This window comes from Micromonospora sp. DSM 43699, from assembly GCF_055517075.1.
This window is the reverse complement of record NZ_JBTMMT010000001.1, coordinates 20,573-36,197: the sequence shown is the minus strand read 5'-3', so window position 1 is coordinate 36,197 and position 15,625 is coordinate 20,573. Positions and strand designations below refer to the sequence as shown.

14 protein-coding genes are annotated in these 15,625 nt (G+C 72.9%); 6 read left to right on the top strand and 8 right to left on the bottom strand.

Annotated elements, in window-relative coordinates; translation table 11 throughout:
* The first annotated feature begins 35 nt into the window (after positions 1 to 35).
* Positions 36 to 1,544, top strand: coding sequence for an NAD(P)-binding domain-containing protein (locus AC0AIB_RS00175; protein WP_465095772.1), 1,509 nt, complete (start codon positions 36 to 38; stop codon positions 1,542 to 1,544).
* A 115-nt stretch (positions 1,545 to 1,659) separates the two neighbouring features.
* Here AC0AIB_RS00175 and AC0AIB_RS00170 read toward each other — a convergent pair whose 3' ends face one another.
* The 3 genes from AC0AIB_RS00170 to AC0AIB_RS00160 all read right to left on the bottom strand — a co-directional run bounded on the left by AC0AIB_RS00170 (position 1,660) and on the right by AC0AIB_RS00160 (position 4,639).
* Positions 1,660 to 2,868, bottom strand: a complete 1,209-nt coding sequence (locus AC0AIB_RS00170) for a serine hydrolase domain-containing protein (RefSeq protein WP_465095771.1) — start codon at positions 2,866 to 2,868, stop codon at positions 1,660 to 1,662.
* A 136-nt stretch (positions 2,869 to 3,004) separates the two neighbouring features.
* On the bottom strand, positions 3,005 to 4,228 hold the full coding sequence (locus AC0AIB_RS00165; RefSeq protein ID WP_465095770.1) for an RNA polymerase sigma factor: 1,224 nt from the start codon (positions 4,226 to 4,228) through the stop codon (positions 3,005 to 3,007).
* Positions 4,229 to 4,237: 9 nt separating this feature from the next.
* Positions 4,238 to 4,639 (bottom strand): YciI family protein, encoded by a 402-nt coding sequence (locus AC0AIB_RS00160; RefSeq protein ID WP_328346513.1) that lies wholly within the window; start codon positions 4,637 to 4,639, stop codon positions 4,238 to 4,240.
* Positions 4,640 to 4,781: 142 nt separating this feature from the next.
* Between AC0AIB_RS00160 and AC0AIB_RS00155 the strand changes: the two genes are divergently transcribed.
* The 3 genes from AC0AIB_RS00155 (at position 4,782) to AC0AIB_RS00145 (ending at position 6,633) form a co-directional block, all read left to right on the top strand.
* Positions 4,782 to 4,988, top strand: a complete 207-nt coding sequence (locus AC0AIB_RS00155; RefSeq protein ID WP_328346515.1) for a hypothetical protein — start codon at positions 4,782 to 4,784, stop codon at positions 4,986 to 4,988.
* A 116-nt stretch (positions 4,989 to 5,104) separates the two neighbouring features.
* Positions 5,105 to 5,866, top strand: a complete 762-nt coding sequence (locus tag AC0AIB_RS00150) for a neutral zinc metallopeptidase (protein ID WP_328346517.1) — start codon at positions 5,105 to 5,107, stop codon at positions 5,864 to 5,866.
* Positions 5,867 to 5,985: 119 nt separating this feature from the next.
* A complete protein-coding gene (locus tag AC0AIB_RS00145) occupies positions 5,986 to 6,633 on the top strand; it encodes an HAD family hydrolase (RefSeq protein WP_465095769.1) in 648 nt (215 codons plus the stop codon).
* A 90-nt stretch (positions 6,634 to 6,723) separates the two neighbouring features.
* Here AC0AIB_RS00145 and AC0AIB_RS00140 read toward each other — a convergent pair whose 3' ends face one another.
* From AC0AIB_RS00140 to AC0AIB_RS00120, 5 genes are all read right to left on the bottom strand, one after another.
* Positions 6,724 to 9,276: an ABC transporter permease gene (locus AC0AIB_RS00140; RefSeq protein ID WP_328346521.1), complete on the bottom strand. Its 2,553-nt coding sequence runs from the start codon at positions 9,274 to 9,276 to the stop codon at positions 6,724 to 6,726.
* The gene (locus AC0AIB_RS00135; protein ID WP_328346523.1) at positions 9,276 to 10,043 is read right to left on the bottom strand and encodes an ABC transporter ATP-binding protein; all 768 of its coding nucleotides are present in this window, start codon (positions 10,041 to 10,043) and stop codon (positions 9,276 to 9,278) included. The genes AC0AIB_RS00140 and AC0AIB_RS00135 overlap by 1 nt, the downstream gene beginning before the upstream one ends.
* Positions 10,044 to 10,398: 355 nt before the next feature.
* Entirely contained in the window at positions 10,399 to 11,133 is a 735-nt protein-coding gene (locus AC0AIB_RS00130) for a response regulator (protein ID WP_465095839.1), read from the bottom strand.
* A 20-nt stretch (positions 11,134 to 11,153) separates the two neighbouring features.
* Positions 11,154 to 12,347, bottom strand: coding sequence for a sensor histidine kinase (locus tag AC0AIB_RS00125; protein WP_465095768.1), 1,194 nt, complete (start codon positions 12,345 to 12,347; stop codon positions 11,154 to 11,156).
* A 107-nt stretch (positions 12,348 to 12,454) separates the two neighbouring features.
* Positions 12,455 to 13,366 carry a RecB family exonuclease gene (locus tag AC0AIB_RS00120; protein WP_465095767.1) on the bottom strand — a complete coding sequence of 304 codons (912 nt, stop codon included), beginning with the start codon at positions 13,364 to 13,366 and terminating at the stop codon, positions 12,455 to 12,457.
* A 136-nt stretch (positions 13,367 to 13,502) separates the two neighbouring features.
* Between AC0AIB_RS00120 and AC0AIB_RS00115 the strand changes: the two genes are divergently transcribed.
* Both AC0AIB_RS00115 and AC0AIB_RS00110 read left to right on the top strand, forming a co-directional pair.
* Positions 13,503 to 14,594 carry a site-2 protease family protein gene (locus tag AC0AIB_RS00115; RefSeq protein WP_442930808.1) on the top strand — a complete coding sequence of 364 codons (1,092 nt, stop codon included), beginning with the start codon at positions 13,503 to 13,505 and terminating at the stop codon, positions 14,592 to 14,594.
* Between the two features lie 65 nt (positions 14,595 to 14,659).
* A complete protein-coding gene (locus AC0AIB_RS00110; RefSeq protein WP_328348778.1) occupies positions 14,660 to 15,610 on the top strand; it encodes a tRNA (adenine-N1)-methyltransferase in 951 nt (316 codons plus the stop codon).
* The last annotated feature ends 15 nt before the right edge of the window (positions 15,611 to 15,625 follow it).

The following is a 15,625-nucleotide window of genomic DNA, read 5'->3' as shown; positions in this document are numbered from 1 at the left end:
CTGGGGAACCGTCTCTCGCGTCGAAGGGCTCCCCGATGGTCGACACCGCGCACACGTACGTCATCGTCGGAGCCGGCCCCGCCGGCCTGCAGCTGAGTTACCACCTCCAGCAGCAGGGCGCCGACTACCTGACGCTCGAACGCAGTGCCGAGCCGGGCGGGTTCTTCCGGCGGTTCCCCCGCCACCGTCGGCTGATCTCGCCCAACACGGTGCACACCGACAGCACCGACCCGGAGATCCGGCTGCGGGGGGACGGGAACTCGTTGCTCAACGACTCGGCGGAGCTGCTGTTTGCGAACTTCAGCGAGGAGTACCTGCCGTCCGCCGACGACCTGGTGCGCTACCTCGCCGAGTTCCAACGGGTCCACCAGCTCCGGGTCCGCTACGGCACCACAGTCGAGCAGATCAGCCGCGAGGACGACGGGTTCCGCGTCCGCACCGACCGGGGTGGCGTACGGGCGCGCTGCCTCGTCGTGGCCACCGGCTGGGGCAGGCCGTTCGTGCCGGAGATCACGGGCATCGAGCACGCCACCGGGTACGAGGAGATGGACCTCGATCCCGATCGGTACGCCGGCCGGCGGGTCCTGATCATCGGTAAGGGCAACTCGGCCTTCGAGACCGCCTCGGCCCTGCTCGGCAAGGCGTCGCTGGTGCACCTGGCCAGCCGGCAGCCGGTGCGGTGGGCCCGGGACACCGGTCACCCCGGTGACGTCCGGGGCCAGTACGGCGCGATCGGGGACAGCTACCCGTCCAGCGCGGTGCTCGACTGCACCATCGACGGGATCCGGCCGGTCGACGGGGGATTGCGGGTCTGGGTCACCCATCCCCACGGCGAGACCGCCGAGCTGGAATACCACGAGGTGCTGCGGTGCACCGGGTTCCGGATGGACACCACGGTGTTCGACGCCTCCTGTAGCCCGCAGCTGGTGCGCGACGGCCGGCTGCCCGCACTGCGCCCCGACTGGCAGTCGCGAAACGTCGACGACCTCTACTTCGCCGGCACCGTCGCGCAGGCGCGGGACGTGCGGCACGCCTCGTCGCCCTTCATCGCGGGCTTCCGGTACAACCTGCGGACCTTCACCCGGATGGTGCGGGAACGCTACGACGACGTACCGATGCCCGGCACGACGACCCCGGGTGAGCCGGCGGCGCTGGCGAAGGTGATGCTCGACCGGGTCAACTGGAGTTCGGCGCTGTGGAACCAGGCCGGGTACCTCTGTGACGTCCTCGTCCGCGACGACGCCACCGGGGACTTCCGGCACCACGAGGACCTGCCGGAGGACTACGCCGTCGCGCGGTTCGCCGACGCCGCCCACTGCTACACCCTCGCCCTGCGTCGGGGCCACCACGATGAGAGCTCCGCCGTCGACCGGCCCCCGACGGGGGAGAGCGCCCTGCTCCACCCGGTCATCCGGCGGTACCGGCACGGGGAACTGCTCGCCGAGCAGCACCTGCGGGAGGACCTGCTGGCCGAGTGGCGGCGGCCGGACCGCCACGTCCAGCCGCTCGTGGAGTTCCTGATCGGGGACCTCAACGGCGGATGACGGCGGGTGCGTCCGCCACGAACGGCGGCAGGCCAGCCGATCGGCGAACGTCTGCGGGCCGGTCCGGCAACCCACCCGCCGGCACCGCCCGACGACGGTCGTGAGGGATCCGTGCTCAGCCGATCGGTGCGGCGAAGGCGTCGACGGCCTGACGCGGCGCGGCCCCCTGCGTACCGCACAACGCGGCGACCAGGAACTGGGACCGGGCCCGGTTGATCGGGCTGGCCTGACCCGGTGCGGCGTAGCGGATCAGGTTCTCGGCGAGGGTGACCTGGCGGCTGCCGTCGGCGCGGTGGAACGTGTACGCGCTGTGCCCGATCACGCCGCCGGTGTGCCCCCAGACCGGCCCGCAGGGCAGCTGCGCCCAGGACAGCCCCAGCCCGTAACCGGCGCTCGGGTCCGCCGGGTTGGCCACCACCGTCTGCATCGCGGCGAGCTGCGCCGGTGGCAGCAGCCGACCCGCCAGGAGGGCCCGGTAGAACCGGTTGACGTCGTGCGGAGTCGACACGATCTCCCCGGCCGCCCAGCCCCAGGACATGTTGTAGACGCTGAAGTCGCCGAGCGTCCCGTCCGTCAGCGGCACGTACGCCAGGGAGTGCGGGCCACGGATGTGGGTCCGGAGGCCGGGGAAGTAGGTGTCGCGCAACCCGAGGGGACGCAGGATGCGCCGGCCCACCTCGGCCGCGACCGTTTCACCGGTGAGCTGTTCCAGCAGCATGCCCAGGACGATGTAGTTGGTGTTGGAGTAGGAGTACGCCGCCCCCGGTGCGTGGGTCGCCGGCAGGGACAGCCCGATCCTCACCAACTCCGGCGGGGTGAACGTGCGGTGCCGCAGCGCCTCGAAGTCGTCCACGGTCCGCAGGATGGCCTCCGGGTAGTCACCGAGGCCGCTGGTGTGGTTGAGCAGCATCCGGACCGTGATCTGCCGGCCGGTCTCGCCGGGGATCAGGTCCGGCAGATAACCGGCGATCGGCGCGTCGAGCCGTACCCGGTGTTCCGCCTCCAGTTGCAGCAGCGCGGTGGCGACGAAGGTCTTGGTGAGGCTGCCGACCCGGTGCTGGAACCCGGGCCGGACCGGGCGGCCGGTGTCGACGTCCGCCACCCCGGCGGCGCCCTGCCAGGTCCGCCGGCCGGTGCGTACCTCGGCAAAGACCCCCGGCATACCGGCGGCCCGCTCGGCGTCGAGGAGCTGTTGCAGGACGCCACCGGTGTCGGGGCGGGTGGTGCCGGGCGCGGCGGCGGCCGGCGGCGCGGTCGGCAGCACCAGCAGCAGCACACCGCTGATCGCGCCAAGGAGGACTCTGTCTCGAATGAGGGATCGCACCGGCGAAGACTATGGACGGGGCCGGTTCGCGGGCATCAGGTGAGTCCCCGACCTCGTCCACCGGTTCGTCTCAGGGGCGCGCTCGACTGTGGAACCGCTGTCGTACCGCAGGGGCCGCTGCCCCGCCGTCGCGCGGTCAGCCGGCGTCGGACAACCGGGCCGCCCGGCCGTACAGGTAACGCTGGCGGGGGAGGTTCGTCGACAGTCGGGCCGCGTGGGCGTACGCCTTTCGGGCCTCGGTGAGTTCGCCGGAGCGTTCCAACAGGTGTGCGCGGGCGGCGTACCACCTCGGGTCGTCGCCGATCCGGGCATCGGCGGCCAGCGCGTCGAGCAGGTGCAGCCCGGCGGCGGGGCCCCGGGCCATCGCCACCGCCACCGCGTGGTTGAGGGCCACCACCGGGCTGGCTGAGATCCGCATCAGCACCGCGTACAGGGCCTCGATCTGCGCCCAGTCGGTCTCCTCGGTGCTCGCCGCCTCGTCGTGCACCGCCGCGATCGCCGCCTGGAGCTGGTACGGCCCGACGTCCCCGCGCGGCAGCACCGTGCTGATCAGGGCCACCCCCTCGGCGATCTGGTCGGCCCGCCACCGACCGCGGTCCTGCTCGGCCATCGGCACCAGTTCGCCGCCCGGGCCGACCCGGGCCGGGCCCCGGGCGTCGGTGAGCAGCATCAACGCCAGCAGCCCGGTCACCTCGGGGTCGTCCGGGAGCAGCCGGTGCAGCATCCGGGTCAGCCGGATCGCCTCGGTGGACAGCTCCACCCGGCGCAGGCGCGGGCCGGCGGTGCTGGCGTACCCCTCGTTGAAGATCAGGTAGAGCACCTGCCGGACCGCGTCGAGCCGGGCCTGACGCGCGGCGGCGTCGGGTAGGGCGAACGGCAGCCCGCTGTCCCGGATGCGCTGTCTGGCGCGGGTGATCCGCCGGGCCATGGTGCCCTCGGGCAGCAGGAACGCCCGTGCCACCTCGCCGGTGCTCAGCCCGCCGACGATCTGGGCGGCCGGCGGCAGCGCCGGATGACAGCACAGGAACAGCAGCACCAGACTGTCGTCGCCCGGATCCCGATGGTCGGCCGCCGGGACGAGCCACCGCCCGGCCGGCACCGCCCGGCCAGCGTCGTCCTCCCGTCGGCGGCGGGCCTGCTCGCTGCGGAGCAGGTCGGTCAGCCGGCGGGCGGCCACGGTGATCAACCAGCCCCGGGGGTTGTCGGGCAGGCCGTCGACCGGCCAGCGCGTCGCGGCGGCCAGCAGCGCCTCCTGGACGGCGTCCTCTGCGGTGTCGAAGTGACCGTACCGGCGGACGAGCGCGCCGAGGACCTGCGGCGCGAGCACGCGCAGCAGGTCCTCGACGGCGGGTGGGCCCATGATGACCGGTCAGCCGTCCAGGTCGTCGATGCCGTCGGCGACCGGCCGCACGTCCACGTATCCGCCCTCGGCGTCCGGGTCGACGAAGCGGGCGGCGATCTCGGTGGCCCGGTCGAAGCTGGCGCAGTCGACGACGGTGAAACCGGCAAGCACCTCCTGCGTCTCCGGGTAGGGGCCGTCGGTGACCACCGGCGTGCCCTGCCGCAGCCGCACCCGCCGGGCGTGCACCGGGGCGGTCAACCCCTGCCCGTCGACCAGCTCGCCGGACTCGGCCAGCTCCTCGTGCACCGCCGCCATGTGGGCGTGCATCGCGGCGACCTGCTCCGGCGACATCGGCGGCTGGGCACCGGGGCGACCGGCCATCGCGTCGTAGAAGCGCTGCGTGCCGTACAACATGATCATGTATTTCATGGGTTCTCCTCTCGGCCGGCCGCCGCGCGGCCGGACATCCGAGACGTCGGAGCCGCCGGGCCGACCCGGACACCGGACCCGAGGCTAACCGCCGACGATGCGGGGGACGCCGTGGTTGGCGGCGATTACCTATCGTGGTCCCATGACGACGATGTGGGTGGTGCTCGGGGTGGCGGCACTGGCGACGGTGGGCACCGTCGGTTGGGTGGCCTGGCGCGACCGGGCCCGCGCCGCCGGGGCCGAGGACCGGGCGGCCGGGCAGGACGCCCAGGCCAGAAAGCACCGGTACGAGATGGAGCGGCACCACGCCCAGAGCGAGACGGTCCACCGGAACCAGCGGCATTCCTGACCGGTCGGGCCGGGTCGATCCGGGTCGCCCATGGTCAACGGGACGCCGGCCGGGCATGATCGTTCCACGGTCGGGGTAGCACCGACCACAGGACCGGGACGCCTGGGAGGCACACGGTGACGGCAGGCTCGCGACGCCGCTCGCACGGACCACTCGTCGCCGCGCTGACGGCGCTTGTGGTGGCGGTCGGCTGCGCCGCCGGCGGGGTGGGGGAGAGTAGCCCGCAGCAGCCCCGGGAACCGGCCCCGCAGCGGTCGTCCCGCCCGGCGGCCTCGCCCGAGGCGCAGACCACCCGCGCCGACGGCACCACGAGCGTGGCCGAGTTCAAGAGCGACATCGACGACGCCGTCACCATCGCCGAGCGGTACTGGACCGCCCAGTTCCGGGCCACCGGTCAGCAGTTCCGGCCGATCCGGCGGATCGTTCCCTACCAGCGGGAGGGCGAGGTCTCCTGCGCCGGGCAGGCGCTTCCCCGCAACAACGCGGTCTACTGCTCCCAGGGCGACTTCATCGCCTACGACGTCAACTGGTCGGTGGCGGCGTTCCGGCAGGTCGGTGACGCGTTCGTGTTCTACCTGCTGGGTCACGAGTACGCCCACGGCATCCAGGTCCGGCTCGGCATCCGCGCCGACTTCACCATCCAGCAGGAGTTGCAGGCCGACTGCATGGCCGGGGCGTACCTCGGTGACTCGGTCCGCGACGGCACCCTGAAACTCGACGCCGGTGACCTGGACGAGTTCCGCGAAGGGCTGCTCGCCGTCGGCGACGACCCCGACCAGCCGTGGTTCGCCGAGGGGTCGCACGGCACCGCCGAGCAGCGCACCGACTGGTTCTTCCGCGGCTACGAGAAGTCCCTGGACGCCTGCAACCTCGGTTGAGGAGCAGGTCACGTCCGGGCGGCGTGGCGGCGGGCGGTCCCGGCCGGGCTGGCAGGATCGCCCGGAGACCACCACCCGACCGCCAGGAGGACCCGCTGAGCAGCCCACACCCCGCCGCCGTGCTCTTCGACATGGACGGCACCCTGGTCGACAGCGAGAAGCTCTGGGACATCGCCCTGTACGAGTTGGCCGCCGAGTACGGCGGCACCCTGACCGGCCCGGCGCGGCGCGCGATGATCGGCACCGCGATGGCCGCGTCGATGCGCATCCTCCACGACGACCTCGGTCAACCCGAGCGGGATCCGCAGGCCAGCGCCGAGTGGATCCAGGCGCGGATCCTGGAGCTGTTCCGCACCGGGCTGCGCTGGCGGCCGGGCGCGCTGACCCTGCTGCGGGCGGTCCGCGCGGCCGGCATCCCCACCGCGCTCGTCACCTCCAGCGGCCGGTCGCTGGTCGAGGTGGCCCTGGACACCCTCGGGCGGGACAGCTTCGACGCGGTGGTCTGCGGCGACGAGGTGGACTCGGCCAAGCCGCACCCGGAGCCGTACCTGACGGCCGCCCGGTTGTTGGGTGTCCCGATCGGTCGGTGCGTGGCGATCGAGGACTCGCCGACCGGGGTGGCCAGCGCGCTCGCCGCCGGTGCGGCGGTGCTTGCCGTACCGGCGGAGGTGCCGGTGCCGCCGACCGACGGCGTACACCAGTTGGAGAGCCTGACCGCGGCGGACCTGGAGCTGCTGGCGGCGCTGCTCGGCGAGCCACCGGCCTGAGCTGGCCCCACCTGCGGTGTCGGCCGGCATGCGCGGCTATGACGAAGGGGGTTCCGCCGACCGGCGGAACCCCCTTCGCGGTGAGTGGGATCAGTCGTGCGCGATCGCGCCCAGCACGTTGATCCGGGCCGCCCGGATCGCCGGGAGCACCGCCGCCACCACGCCGATGACGGCCGCCAGCAACAGGAACAGCCCCATCTGACCCCAGGGCAGGATCAGGTCGGTGATGCCGTCGTCCTTGAGCGCCCGGACCACCGCCGCGCCGAGGCCGACGCCGACCACGATCCCGAGCAGCGCCCCGAAGACGGAGATCACCACCGCCTCCACGGTGATCATCCGCATGGTCTGGGCCCGGCGCAGCCCGATCGCCCGCAGCAGGCCCAGCTCGCGGGTCCGCTCCAGCACCGACAGGGCCAGCGTGTTGACGATGCCGAGCACCGCGATCACGATGGCCAGCGCCAGCAGGATCTGGATCATCGTGAGCAGGCTGTCCAACTGGCCGGTCTGCTGCGCGATGAACGCTTCCCGGTCGGCCACCGACACCTCCGGGCTGTCGGCGAGCAGGGCCTCCAGCTGCGCCTGTACGCCCGCCACCGGCGTTCCGGGTGCCAGTTGGACGAACCCCTGGTTGGGCTTCGGGATGGCGAAGTCCTGCACCGCCTGCGGCGGCAACTGCACCGGGCTGGTCAGCTCGGAACTCTGGTAGATGCCGCTGACCGTGTAGGTGCGTGGCTCGCCCCGGGAGGCCTGCACGGTCACCTTCGACCCGACCGAGATGTTGCGGGACTCGGCGGTGTCCGAGCTGAACAGCATCTGGTCCGGGCCGAGCCGGCTGATGTCACCGGCGGTGGCCTTCGCCCCGAAGATCCGCTGCAACGCGCTCACGTCGCTGGACGCGGCCAGCCAGGTGACCTTCCCGTCGACCATTCCCATGTCGCCGTACTCGCCGTCGGCGAGCTGGACACCGGGCAGCGCCGCCGCCTTCGCCAACACCGCCGGGTCGAAGCTGGCCGGGCGGGAACCACCCGACGCCCCGGAGATCACCAGCTCGGCCTTGATGGTGTCCCGGGCCAGAGCGCCGATGCTGCCCTTCGCCGAGTCCAGGATCACCGTCACCCCGGTCACCAGGGCGATGCCGACCATCAACGCCGCGGCGGTGATCGCCGTGCGGCGCGGGTTGCGACCGGAGTTGAGCCGACCCAGCTTGCCCGGCACCGACCAGGCGAAGACCGCCCCCAGCAGGGAGACCACCGGTCGGCTGATCAGCGGGGTCAGCAACGCCACCCCGATGAAGGCGAACAGCACCCCACCCAGGATGACGGCCAGCGTGTTGTCGTCGGCGGTGCCGCTGAGCCCGAGGAACAACAGCACCGCACCGATCCCGGTGATCACGCCGCCGGTCACGGTCACCCTGGTCAAGGGCCGGTCCGGGTTGGCGACGTCCTGCATCGCCGCGATCGGCGGGATGCGCGACGCCCGCAGCGCCGGCAGCAGCGCCGCCACCACCGTGATCACCAGACCGACCGCGAACGAGCCGATCACCGCCGAGGACGGCACCCCGATCCCGGCCAGCGTCAGCCCACCCGCCAGGTTGCCGAAGACGTACGCCAGCAGCGCGCCGATGCCGATGCCGGCGCCCAGCCCCAGCACCGAGGCGATCAGGCCGATCGCCACCGCCTCCAGCACCACCGAGCCGATGATCTGCCTGCCGCTGGCCCCGATCGCCCGCATCAGGGCCAGTTCCCGGGTCCGCTGGGCCACGATGATCGAGAAGGTGTTGAGGATGAGGAAGGTGCCCACCAGCAGCGCGACGGCGGCGAACCCGAGCAGGATCTTGTTGAAGAAGGACAGGCCCTCCTTCAGGCTCGCCGAGGCGTCCGCCGACAGCTGTGCGCCGGTCTTGACCTCGACGTCGCCGCCCAGCGTCCGGGCCAGGTCGTCGCGCAACGCGGTGTCGTCGACCCCGTCGGCGGCCCGGACCGTGACGTTGGTGAAGACGTCCCGCGCGCCGAGCAGCAACCGCTGGGCCACCGGCGTGGTGAAGGCGACCTCGTTGACCCCGCCGATCGAGTCCCGGTCACCGCTGTAACCGAAGACCCCGACCAGGGTGAAGGTCTCCTTCGGCGACAGCGGGGTCAGCACCCCGACCCGGTCGCCCACCTTCACCTTGCCCGCCTGCGCCAGCGCCGCGTTCACGACGATCTCGTCGTCCGCCCGGGGCTCCCGCCCCTCCCGCAGCTTCACCAGGTCGCTCTCGCCCCGCCAGTTCGCCCCGAGCTGCGGAGGCCCGAACGAGGTGACCACCTTGCCGTTGCTGCCGATCAGCTGGGCCCCGTCGGTGGTGACCACCCCGGTGGCCTCGGCCACCCCGGCGACCTCGCGGACCCGTTGCACAGTGGCCGCCGGCACCGTCGCCGGCACCTGCTCACCCTGCATCTCGCCGAGCGCCACCTTGGGCTTGCCGGCGACGTTGACGTCGATGCCCTCGTACGCGTCGGCGAAGACCGCGTCGAACGAGCGGCCCAGGGTGTCGGTGAGCACGAACGCCCCCGAGACGAACATGACGCCCAGCACCACGGCCAGGCCGGACAACAGCAGGCGCACCTTGCGCGCCAGCAGACTCTTGAGGGTGGCCCGCAACATCAGCCGGCCACCTCGACCGGGGTGTCCAGCTTCTTCATGGTGTCCAGCACCGTGTCGGCGGTCGGCTCGATCAGCTCCGAGACGATCTGCCCGTCGGCGAGGAAGACCACCCGGTCGGCGTACGCGGCGGCGGTCGGGTCGTGGGTGACCATCACGATCGTCTGCCCGTGCTCGCGTACCGAGTTGCGCAGGAAGTTGAGCACCTCCGCGCCGGAGCGGGAGTCCAGGTTACCGGTCGGCTCGTCGGCGAAGATCACCTCGGGGCGGGCGACAAGCGCCCGCGCGCAGGCGACCCGCTGCTGCTGACCACCGGAGAGCTGCGACGGCCGGTGCCCCAGCCGGTCCCGCAGACCCACCGTGTCGATCACCGTGTCGTACCAGGCCGGGTCGGGTTTGCGACCGGCGATCGACATCGGCAGCAGGATGTTCTCCTGGGCGGTGAGCGTGGGCAGCAGGTTGAACTGCTGGAAGATGAAGCCCACCTTGTCGCGGCGCAGCTTCGTCAGACCCGAGTCACCCAGCCCGGTCACGGTGGTCTCGCCGATCTGCACGGTGCCCCTGCTCACCGAGTCCAACCCGGCCAGACAGTGCATCAACGTCGACTTGCCCGAGCCCGACGGGCCCATGATCGCGGTGAATCTGCCCCGCTCGAACTCGGCGCTGACCCCGCGTAACGCGGCGACCTGCGCCTCGCCGGTGCCGTACACCTTCCACACGTCGTTCGCCCGGGCCGCGGCCGGTGATTGCCGGCCTACCGTCACGGTCACGTCATCTACCTCTTCCGTCTGGCTGTGTATGCCCCACCGCCCCCGCTGGTCGGTGGGGTAGCTCCCATCCTCGGTGCCGTCCGGCGCGGATCCGTCCGACCGTGGGTTGACCCGGCGCGGATTTCCCGCTGCGGGTCGGCCCGGAGATCGTCTCAGGGTTCTCCCCGAGCCGGCCGCCGATCGCGCCACACCCCGCAGTGCGCTGGGGTGTCGGCGTCGACGCTAGAGCCTGACGTCACGTCACGGTCAACCGCGCCGCGCCGTCCTCCGTCACGGTAGGTGAGCACGACAACGCTGCCATCGGCCCACCGGCCTCACTGTGGGTACACCTCGGGGCGGACCCGCCACCGGTCGGCTACGCCTTGGGGCGGACCAACCCCGACTCGTACGCCAGCACCACCGCCTGCACCCGGTCGCGCAGCCGCAGCTTGGTCAGCACGTGCCCGACGTGGGTCTTGATGGTCGTCTCGCTTACCGACAGCGCGGCGGCGATCTCCGCGTTGGACAACCCCCGCGCCACCTGGACGAGCACCTCGCGCTCCCGTTCGGTCAACGTGCCCAGCGCCTTCGGCGGGCTCGCCGTCGGGTCCGGCAGCACGGTGGCGAACCGGTCCAGCAGCCGCCGCAGGATGCGTGGCGCCACCACCGCCTCCCCGGCGGCCACCGTGCGGATGGCGGTGACCAGGTCCTCGGCCGGCACGTCCTTGGCCAGGAAGCCGCTCGCCCCGGCCCGCAGCGCCCCCACCACGTACTCGTCGAGGTCGAAGGTGGTGAGGATGAGCACCCGCACCGGCAGCCGGGCGTCGACGATCGCCCGGGTCGCGGCCACCCCGTCCATCCGGGGCATCCGGATGTCCATCAGCACCACGTCGGGCAGCAGCCGACGGGACAGCTCCACCGCCTCCTGACCGTCCCCGGCCTCGGCCACGATGTCCAGGTCGTCCTCGGTGCCCAGCACCATCCGGAACCCGGTACGCAGCAACGGCTGGTCGTCGGCGAGCAGGATCCGCACCGGCCGCCCCGATGTGCGCGGGGAGGCCCGCCCCTCGTCCTGCGCCAAGGGAGGGGCGCCGCCGTGCGTCTCGCCCATCTGCCGTCCCCGTTCCACAGTCATGCCGGGACCGTCCCGACCGGTTCCACCGGAATTCTCGCGTACACCCGGAAGCCGCCGCCGGGTCGTGGCCCGATCCGCAGGGTTCCACCGTAGAGGCCGACCCGTTCCCGCATGCCGACCAATCCGTGCCCGATCCGGTTGGGCCCCGGTTCGGGACCCCGTCCCGTGTCGGTGATCTCCACGGTCAGGCCACCGTCCTCGACCCCCAACCGGACCGTCGCGGTGGCCCGCCCGGCGTGCTTGAGCGCGTTGGTCAGCGCCTCCTGCACGATCCGGTAGACGGTCAGCGACACCCCCTCATCGACCGCCGGCCCCGGCTCCGCGACCTCCAGGGTGACCGGCAGCCCCGCCTCGCGTACCTGCTCCACCAGCGCGGCGATGCCGGCCAGACCGGGCTGCGGGGTGAGGTCGGCGGCCGGCTCCGCGTCGGTACGCAGCACGTCGAGCAGCCGCCGCAGCTCCCGCAGCGTGACCCGGCTGGTGTCCTCGATCGTGGCGACCGCCTCGTCGGCGGCGGCCAGGTCCCGGTGCAGCACCCGCCGTGCCCCGGTGGCCAGCACCCCCATCACGCTGACGTGGTGGGCGACCACGTCGTGCAGTTCCCGGGCGATCCGCCGCCGTTCGTCGGCCACCGCCTGCTCGGCCAGCGACCGCTGGTTCTCCTCGGCCACCCGGGCCCGCTCCCGCAGCGCCCGCAGCGAGGTGCGCCGGGCCCGCACCGCCCGACCCACCGCGTAGGCGAGCAGCGCGGTCAGCAGGTTGTTGAGCACCAGGTACGCCGGGCCGACGTCGAGCCCGGTGTCCACCGGGGTGAGCACGTTGAGCACCGCCACCGGCACCCAGAGAAGCGTCGTGGCGGCGACCGCCGGCAGCACCTGCCAGCCGACCGCCATCGTGTAAGTCAGCACCAGGAACGTCAGGCTCTGGGTGGTCGGGGCGTGCCCGAGCAGCGCCGGCACCGCCAGGGTGGCCAGTGCGGCCCCCACCGCAGGCCACGGGGCGACCCGGCGCAACACCACCGGCGCCGCGCACAGCACGCTCCAGCCCAGCGCGGACGGCAACTGCCGGGGCCAGAACTCGCGCGGGGTGAGCAGGACGAAGGCGACCTCCAACACCACCAGGGCGACGGCGAAGAGGGCGTCACCGGCCAACGGCCGGCGCACCCACCACCGTTCGGCTCCCTCGGTCATACCGCGACGCTAGCCGCCCACCGGGCCGCCCGGTCGTCGCCGACGGTGAACCTCGCCTCATCCTCGCGGATGAGCACGTCTCCGCCCACCGGGCGGATCCGCCGCCGCTACTCGTCGGCGCCGGGGGTGGCCGGTCGGGACCGGGCGTCGCGCAACGGGTCGGCTGCGGCGGCCCGCTCGGGAAACGGCGGCGGGGTGCCGCCGAACGTCGGGCAGTGCGCCTGGTGGTTGCACCAGTCGCAGAGCCGACTCGGCCGGGGGCGGAAGTCCTGCCGCTCGGTGGCCTGCTCGATGGCCTGCCAGAGCGCCACCACGGTGCGCTCGAAGCGCAGCAACTCCTCGGCGTCGGGGGAGTAGTCGCAGATCTCGGCATCCTTGAGATAGAGCAGGCGCAGCACCCGGGGCACCACGCCCCGGGTGCGCCACAACACCAGCGCGTAGAACTTCAGCTGGAACAACGCCCGCGCCTCGAACGCCTCCCTCGGCGCCCCGCCGGTCTTGTAGTCGACCACCCGCAGCGCCCCGTCCGGGGCCACGTCGAGCCGGTCGAGGTAGCCCCGGATGAGCAACTCGTCGTCGACCACCGCGGAGATCAGGCTCTCCCGTTCGGCGGGCTCCAGCCGGCGCGGGTCCTCCACCGCGAAGTAGCCCTCCAGCAGCGCCGCCGCCGACCGGAGGAACTCGGCGGTGCCCGCCTCGTCGCCCGGATCGAACAGGGCGGCCAGCTCGGGCTGCTCGGTGACCAGCCGGTCCCACTGCGGCCCGACGAGATCACCGGCGGCGTCCGGGGTGCGCCCGCCCGCCGGCAGGTCGAACAACCGCTCCAGCACCGCGTGCACCAGGGTGCCCCGGGCCTGCTCGACGCTGGTGCGTTCGGGCAGCCGGTCGATGCTGCGGAACCGGTAGAGCAGCGGGCAGGTCTTGAAGTCGGCCGCCCGCGACGGCGACAGCGACGCCCGGATCGTGGCGGGTAGCACCGCCGGAGAATGCTGCTTGTCGACCACCGGTTCCGCCGTCATGCCCCGAAGGCTAGGACACCGGTGTGACAGGGCCGCCCTCGCCGCACCGGAGCATGATCGCGTGGCGCGTAGCATCGTGGCGGTGGAGTCCCGTTCCCGCACGCCGCGCCGGCGTACCGGCCTGACCGTCGGCCGGGTGTTCGGGGTGCCGCTGCACCTCAACGTGTCGATGCTGCTGCTGACCCTGCTGGTGACGGTCACCTACGCCGAGTTCGCCCGGGACCGGCTCGGGTTGTCCCCGCTCGGCGGCTACCTGATCGGCCTCGGCTTCGTGGTGTCGCTGCTCGGCTCGGTCCTGCTGCACGAGTTGGGGCACGCGCTGACCGCCAGGCGGTACGGCATCGGTGTGCGCGGGATCACCCTGGAGCTGCTCGGCGGCTACACCGAGATGGACCGGGACGCCCCGAACCCCCGGGTGGAGCTGCTCGTCGCGCTGGCCGGGCCGGCCGTCTCGGCGGTGCTCGGCGGGCTCGCCGTGGCCGCCACCCTGGCCGCCCCCGATCACACCCTGACCCACCAGCTCGCGCTGCAACTGGCGCTGAGCAACGTCATCGTGGCCGTGTTCAACCTGCTGCCCGGCCTGCCCCTGGACGGTGGCCGGGCGCTGCGGGCCCTGCTGTGGCGGATCACCCGGGACCGGCACCGGGCCACCGAGGCCGCCGGCTGGGTCGGGCGGGCCGTCGCGGTGGGCACCGCCGGGCTGGTCGTGCTGCTCACCGTGCAGCGGGTCCTGGTGCCGCTGGCGTTGCCGCTGATGCTGCTGGTCGCGATCACCCTCTGGCGGGGCGCCGGCCAGTCGATCCGGTACGCCCGGATCAGCCGCCGGGTGCCGCTTATCGACCTGGCCCGGCTGGCCCGGCCGGTCTTCGCCGTACCCACCGGGACGCCGCTTGCCGAGGCGCAGCGCCGGCACGCCGAACAGGGCCCACCCGGGTCCGCCGTCGCCGTGGTCGACGGCGCCGGCCGACCGGTCGCCCTGGTCGACCCGGCGGCGGCGGACGCCGTGCCGCCGGGCCGGCGGCCCTGGCTGGCGGTGGACACGGTGGCCAGACCGCTGGCCGCCCTGCCGACCCTGCCGCTCGGTCTCGACGGCGAGCGGGTGATGGCGGCCGTCCAGGCACACCCGGGCGCGCGGTACGTGGTGACGTCAGGCGAAGATGTGGTCGGCGTTCTGCACATCGCGGATCTCGCCCAGGTCCTCGAACCCACACGGAAGATGAACAGGTGACCGCAGCACATCCCCCCACCCTCCCGGCCCGCGACGGCACACCGGCGTCCACTGCCACCGCCGAGCTGCCCCCGGTGCACCGGGGGCCGTTCCGCCCCGGCGACCGGGTGCAGCTGACCGACCCCAAGGGGAGGATGCACACCGTCACCCTGGAACCCGGCAAGGAGTTCCACACCCACCGTGGCATCCTGGCGCACGACGCGCTGATCGGGCAGCCCGACGGCAGCGTGGTCAGCACCGCCGGCGGCGGGACGGCCTTCCTGGCGCTGCGTCCGCTGCTGTCGGACTACGTGCTGTCCATGCCGCGCGGCGCCCAGGTGATCTACCCGAAGGACTCGGCGCAGATCGTCGCCATGGGCGACGTCTTCCCCGGCGCCAAGGTGCTGGAGGCCGGCGCCGGCTCCGGGGCGCTGAGCTGTTCGCTGCTGCGCGCCGTCGGCACCGGCGGCGAGCTGCACTCCTACGAGGTGCGCGACGACTTCGCCCAGATCGCCCGGCGCAACGTGGAGGCGTTCTTCGGTGCGCCGCATCCCGCCTGGCGACTGCACGTGGGCGACGTCGCCGACTGCCCGGAGACCGGGTTCGACCGGATCATCCTGGACATGCTCACCCCGTGGGAGACCCTCGACATGGTCGAGCGGGCGTTGCTGCCCGGTGGCGTTTTCGTCGGCTACGTGGCGACCACCCCGCAGCTGTCCGAGCTGGTCGAGGCGCTGCGCGAGCGGGGCGGCTGGACCGAGCCGCGGGCCTGGGAGTCGCTGGTACGCGACTGGCACGCCGAGGGGCTCGCCGTGCGCCCCGACCACCGGATGATCGCGCACACCGCGTTCCTGGTCTCCGCGCGTAAGCTCGCTCCGGGCGTCACCGCGCCGCCACGCCGCCGCAAACCCAGCAAGGGTGCCGAGGCGTACGCGGAACGCAAGCAGGCGCTGCGCGAGGCGGCGGCGGCCCGGGAGGCGGCGGCGCTGGCCGCCGTCACGTCGGCCGTCGGAGCCGACGAGGCGGACCGGTCGTGACGGCGGATCGGAGCG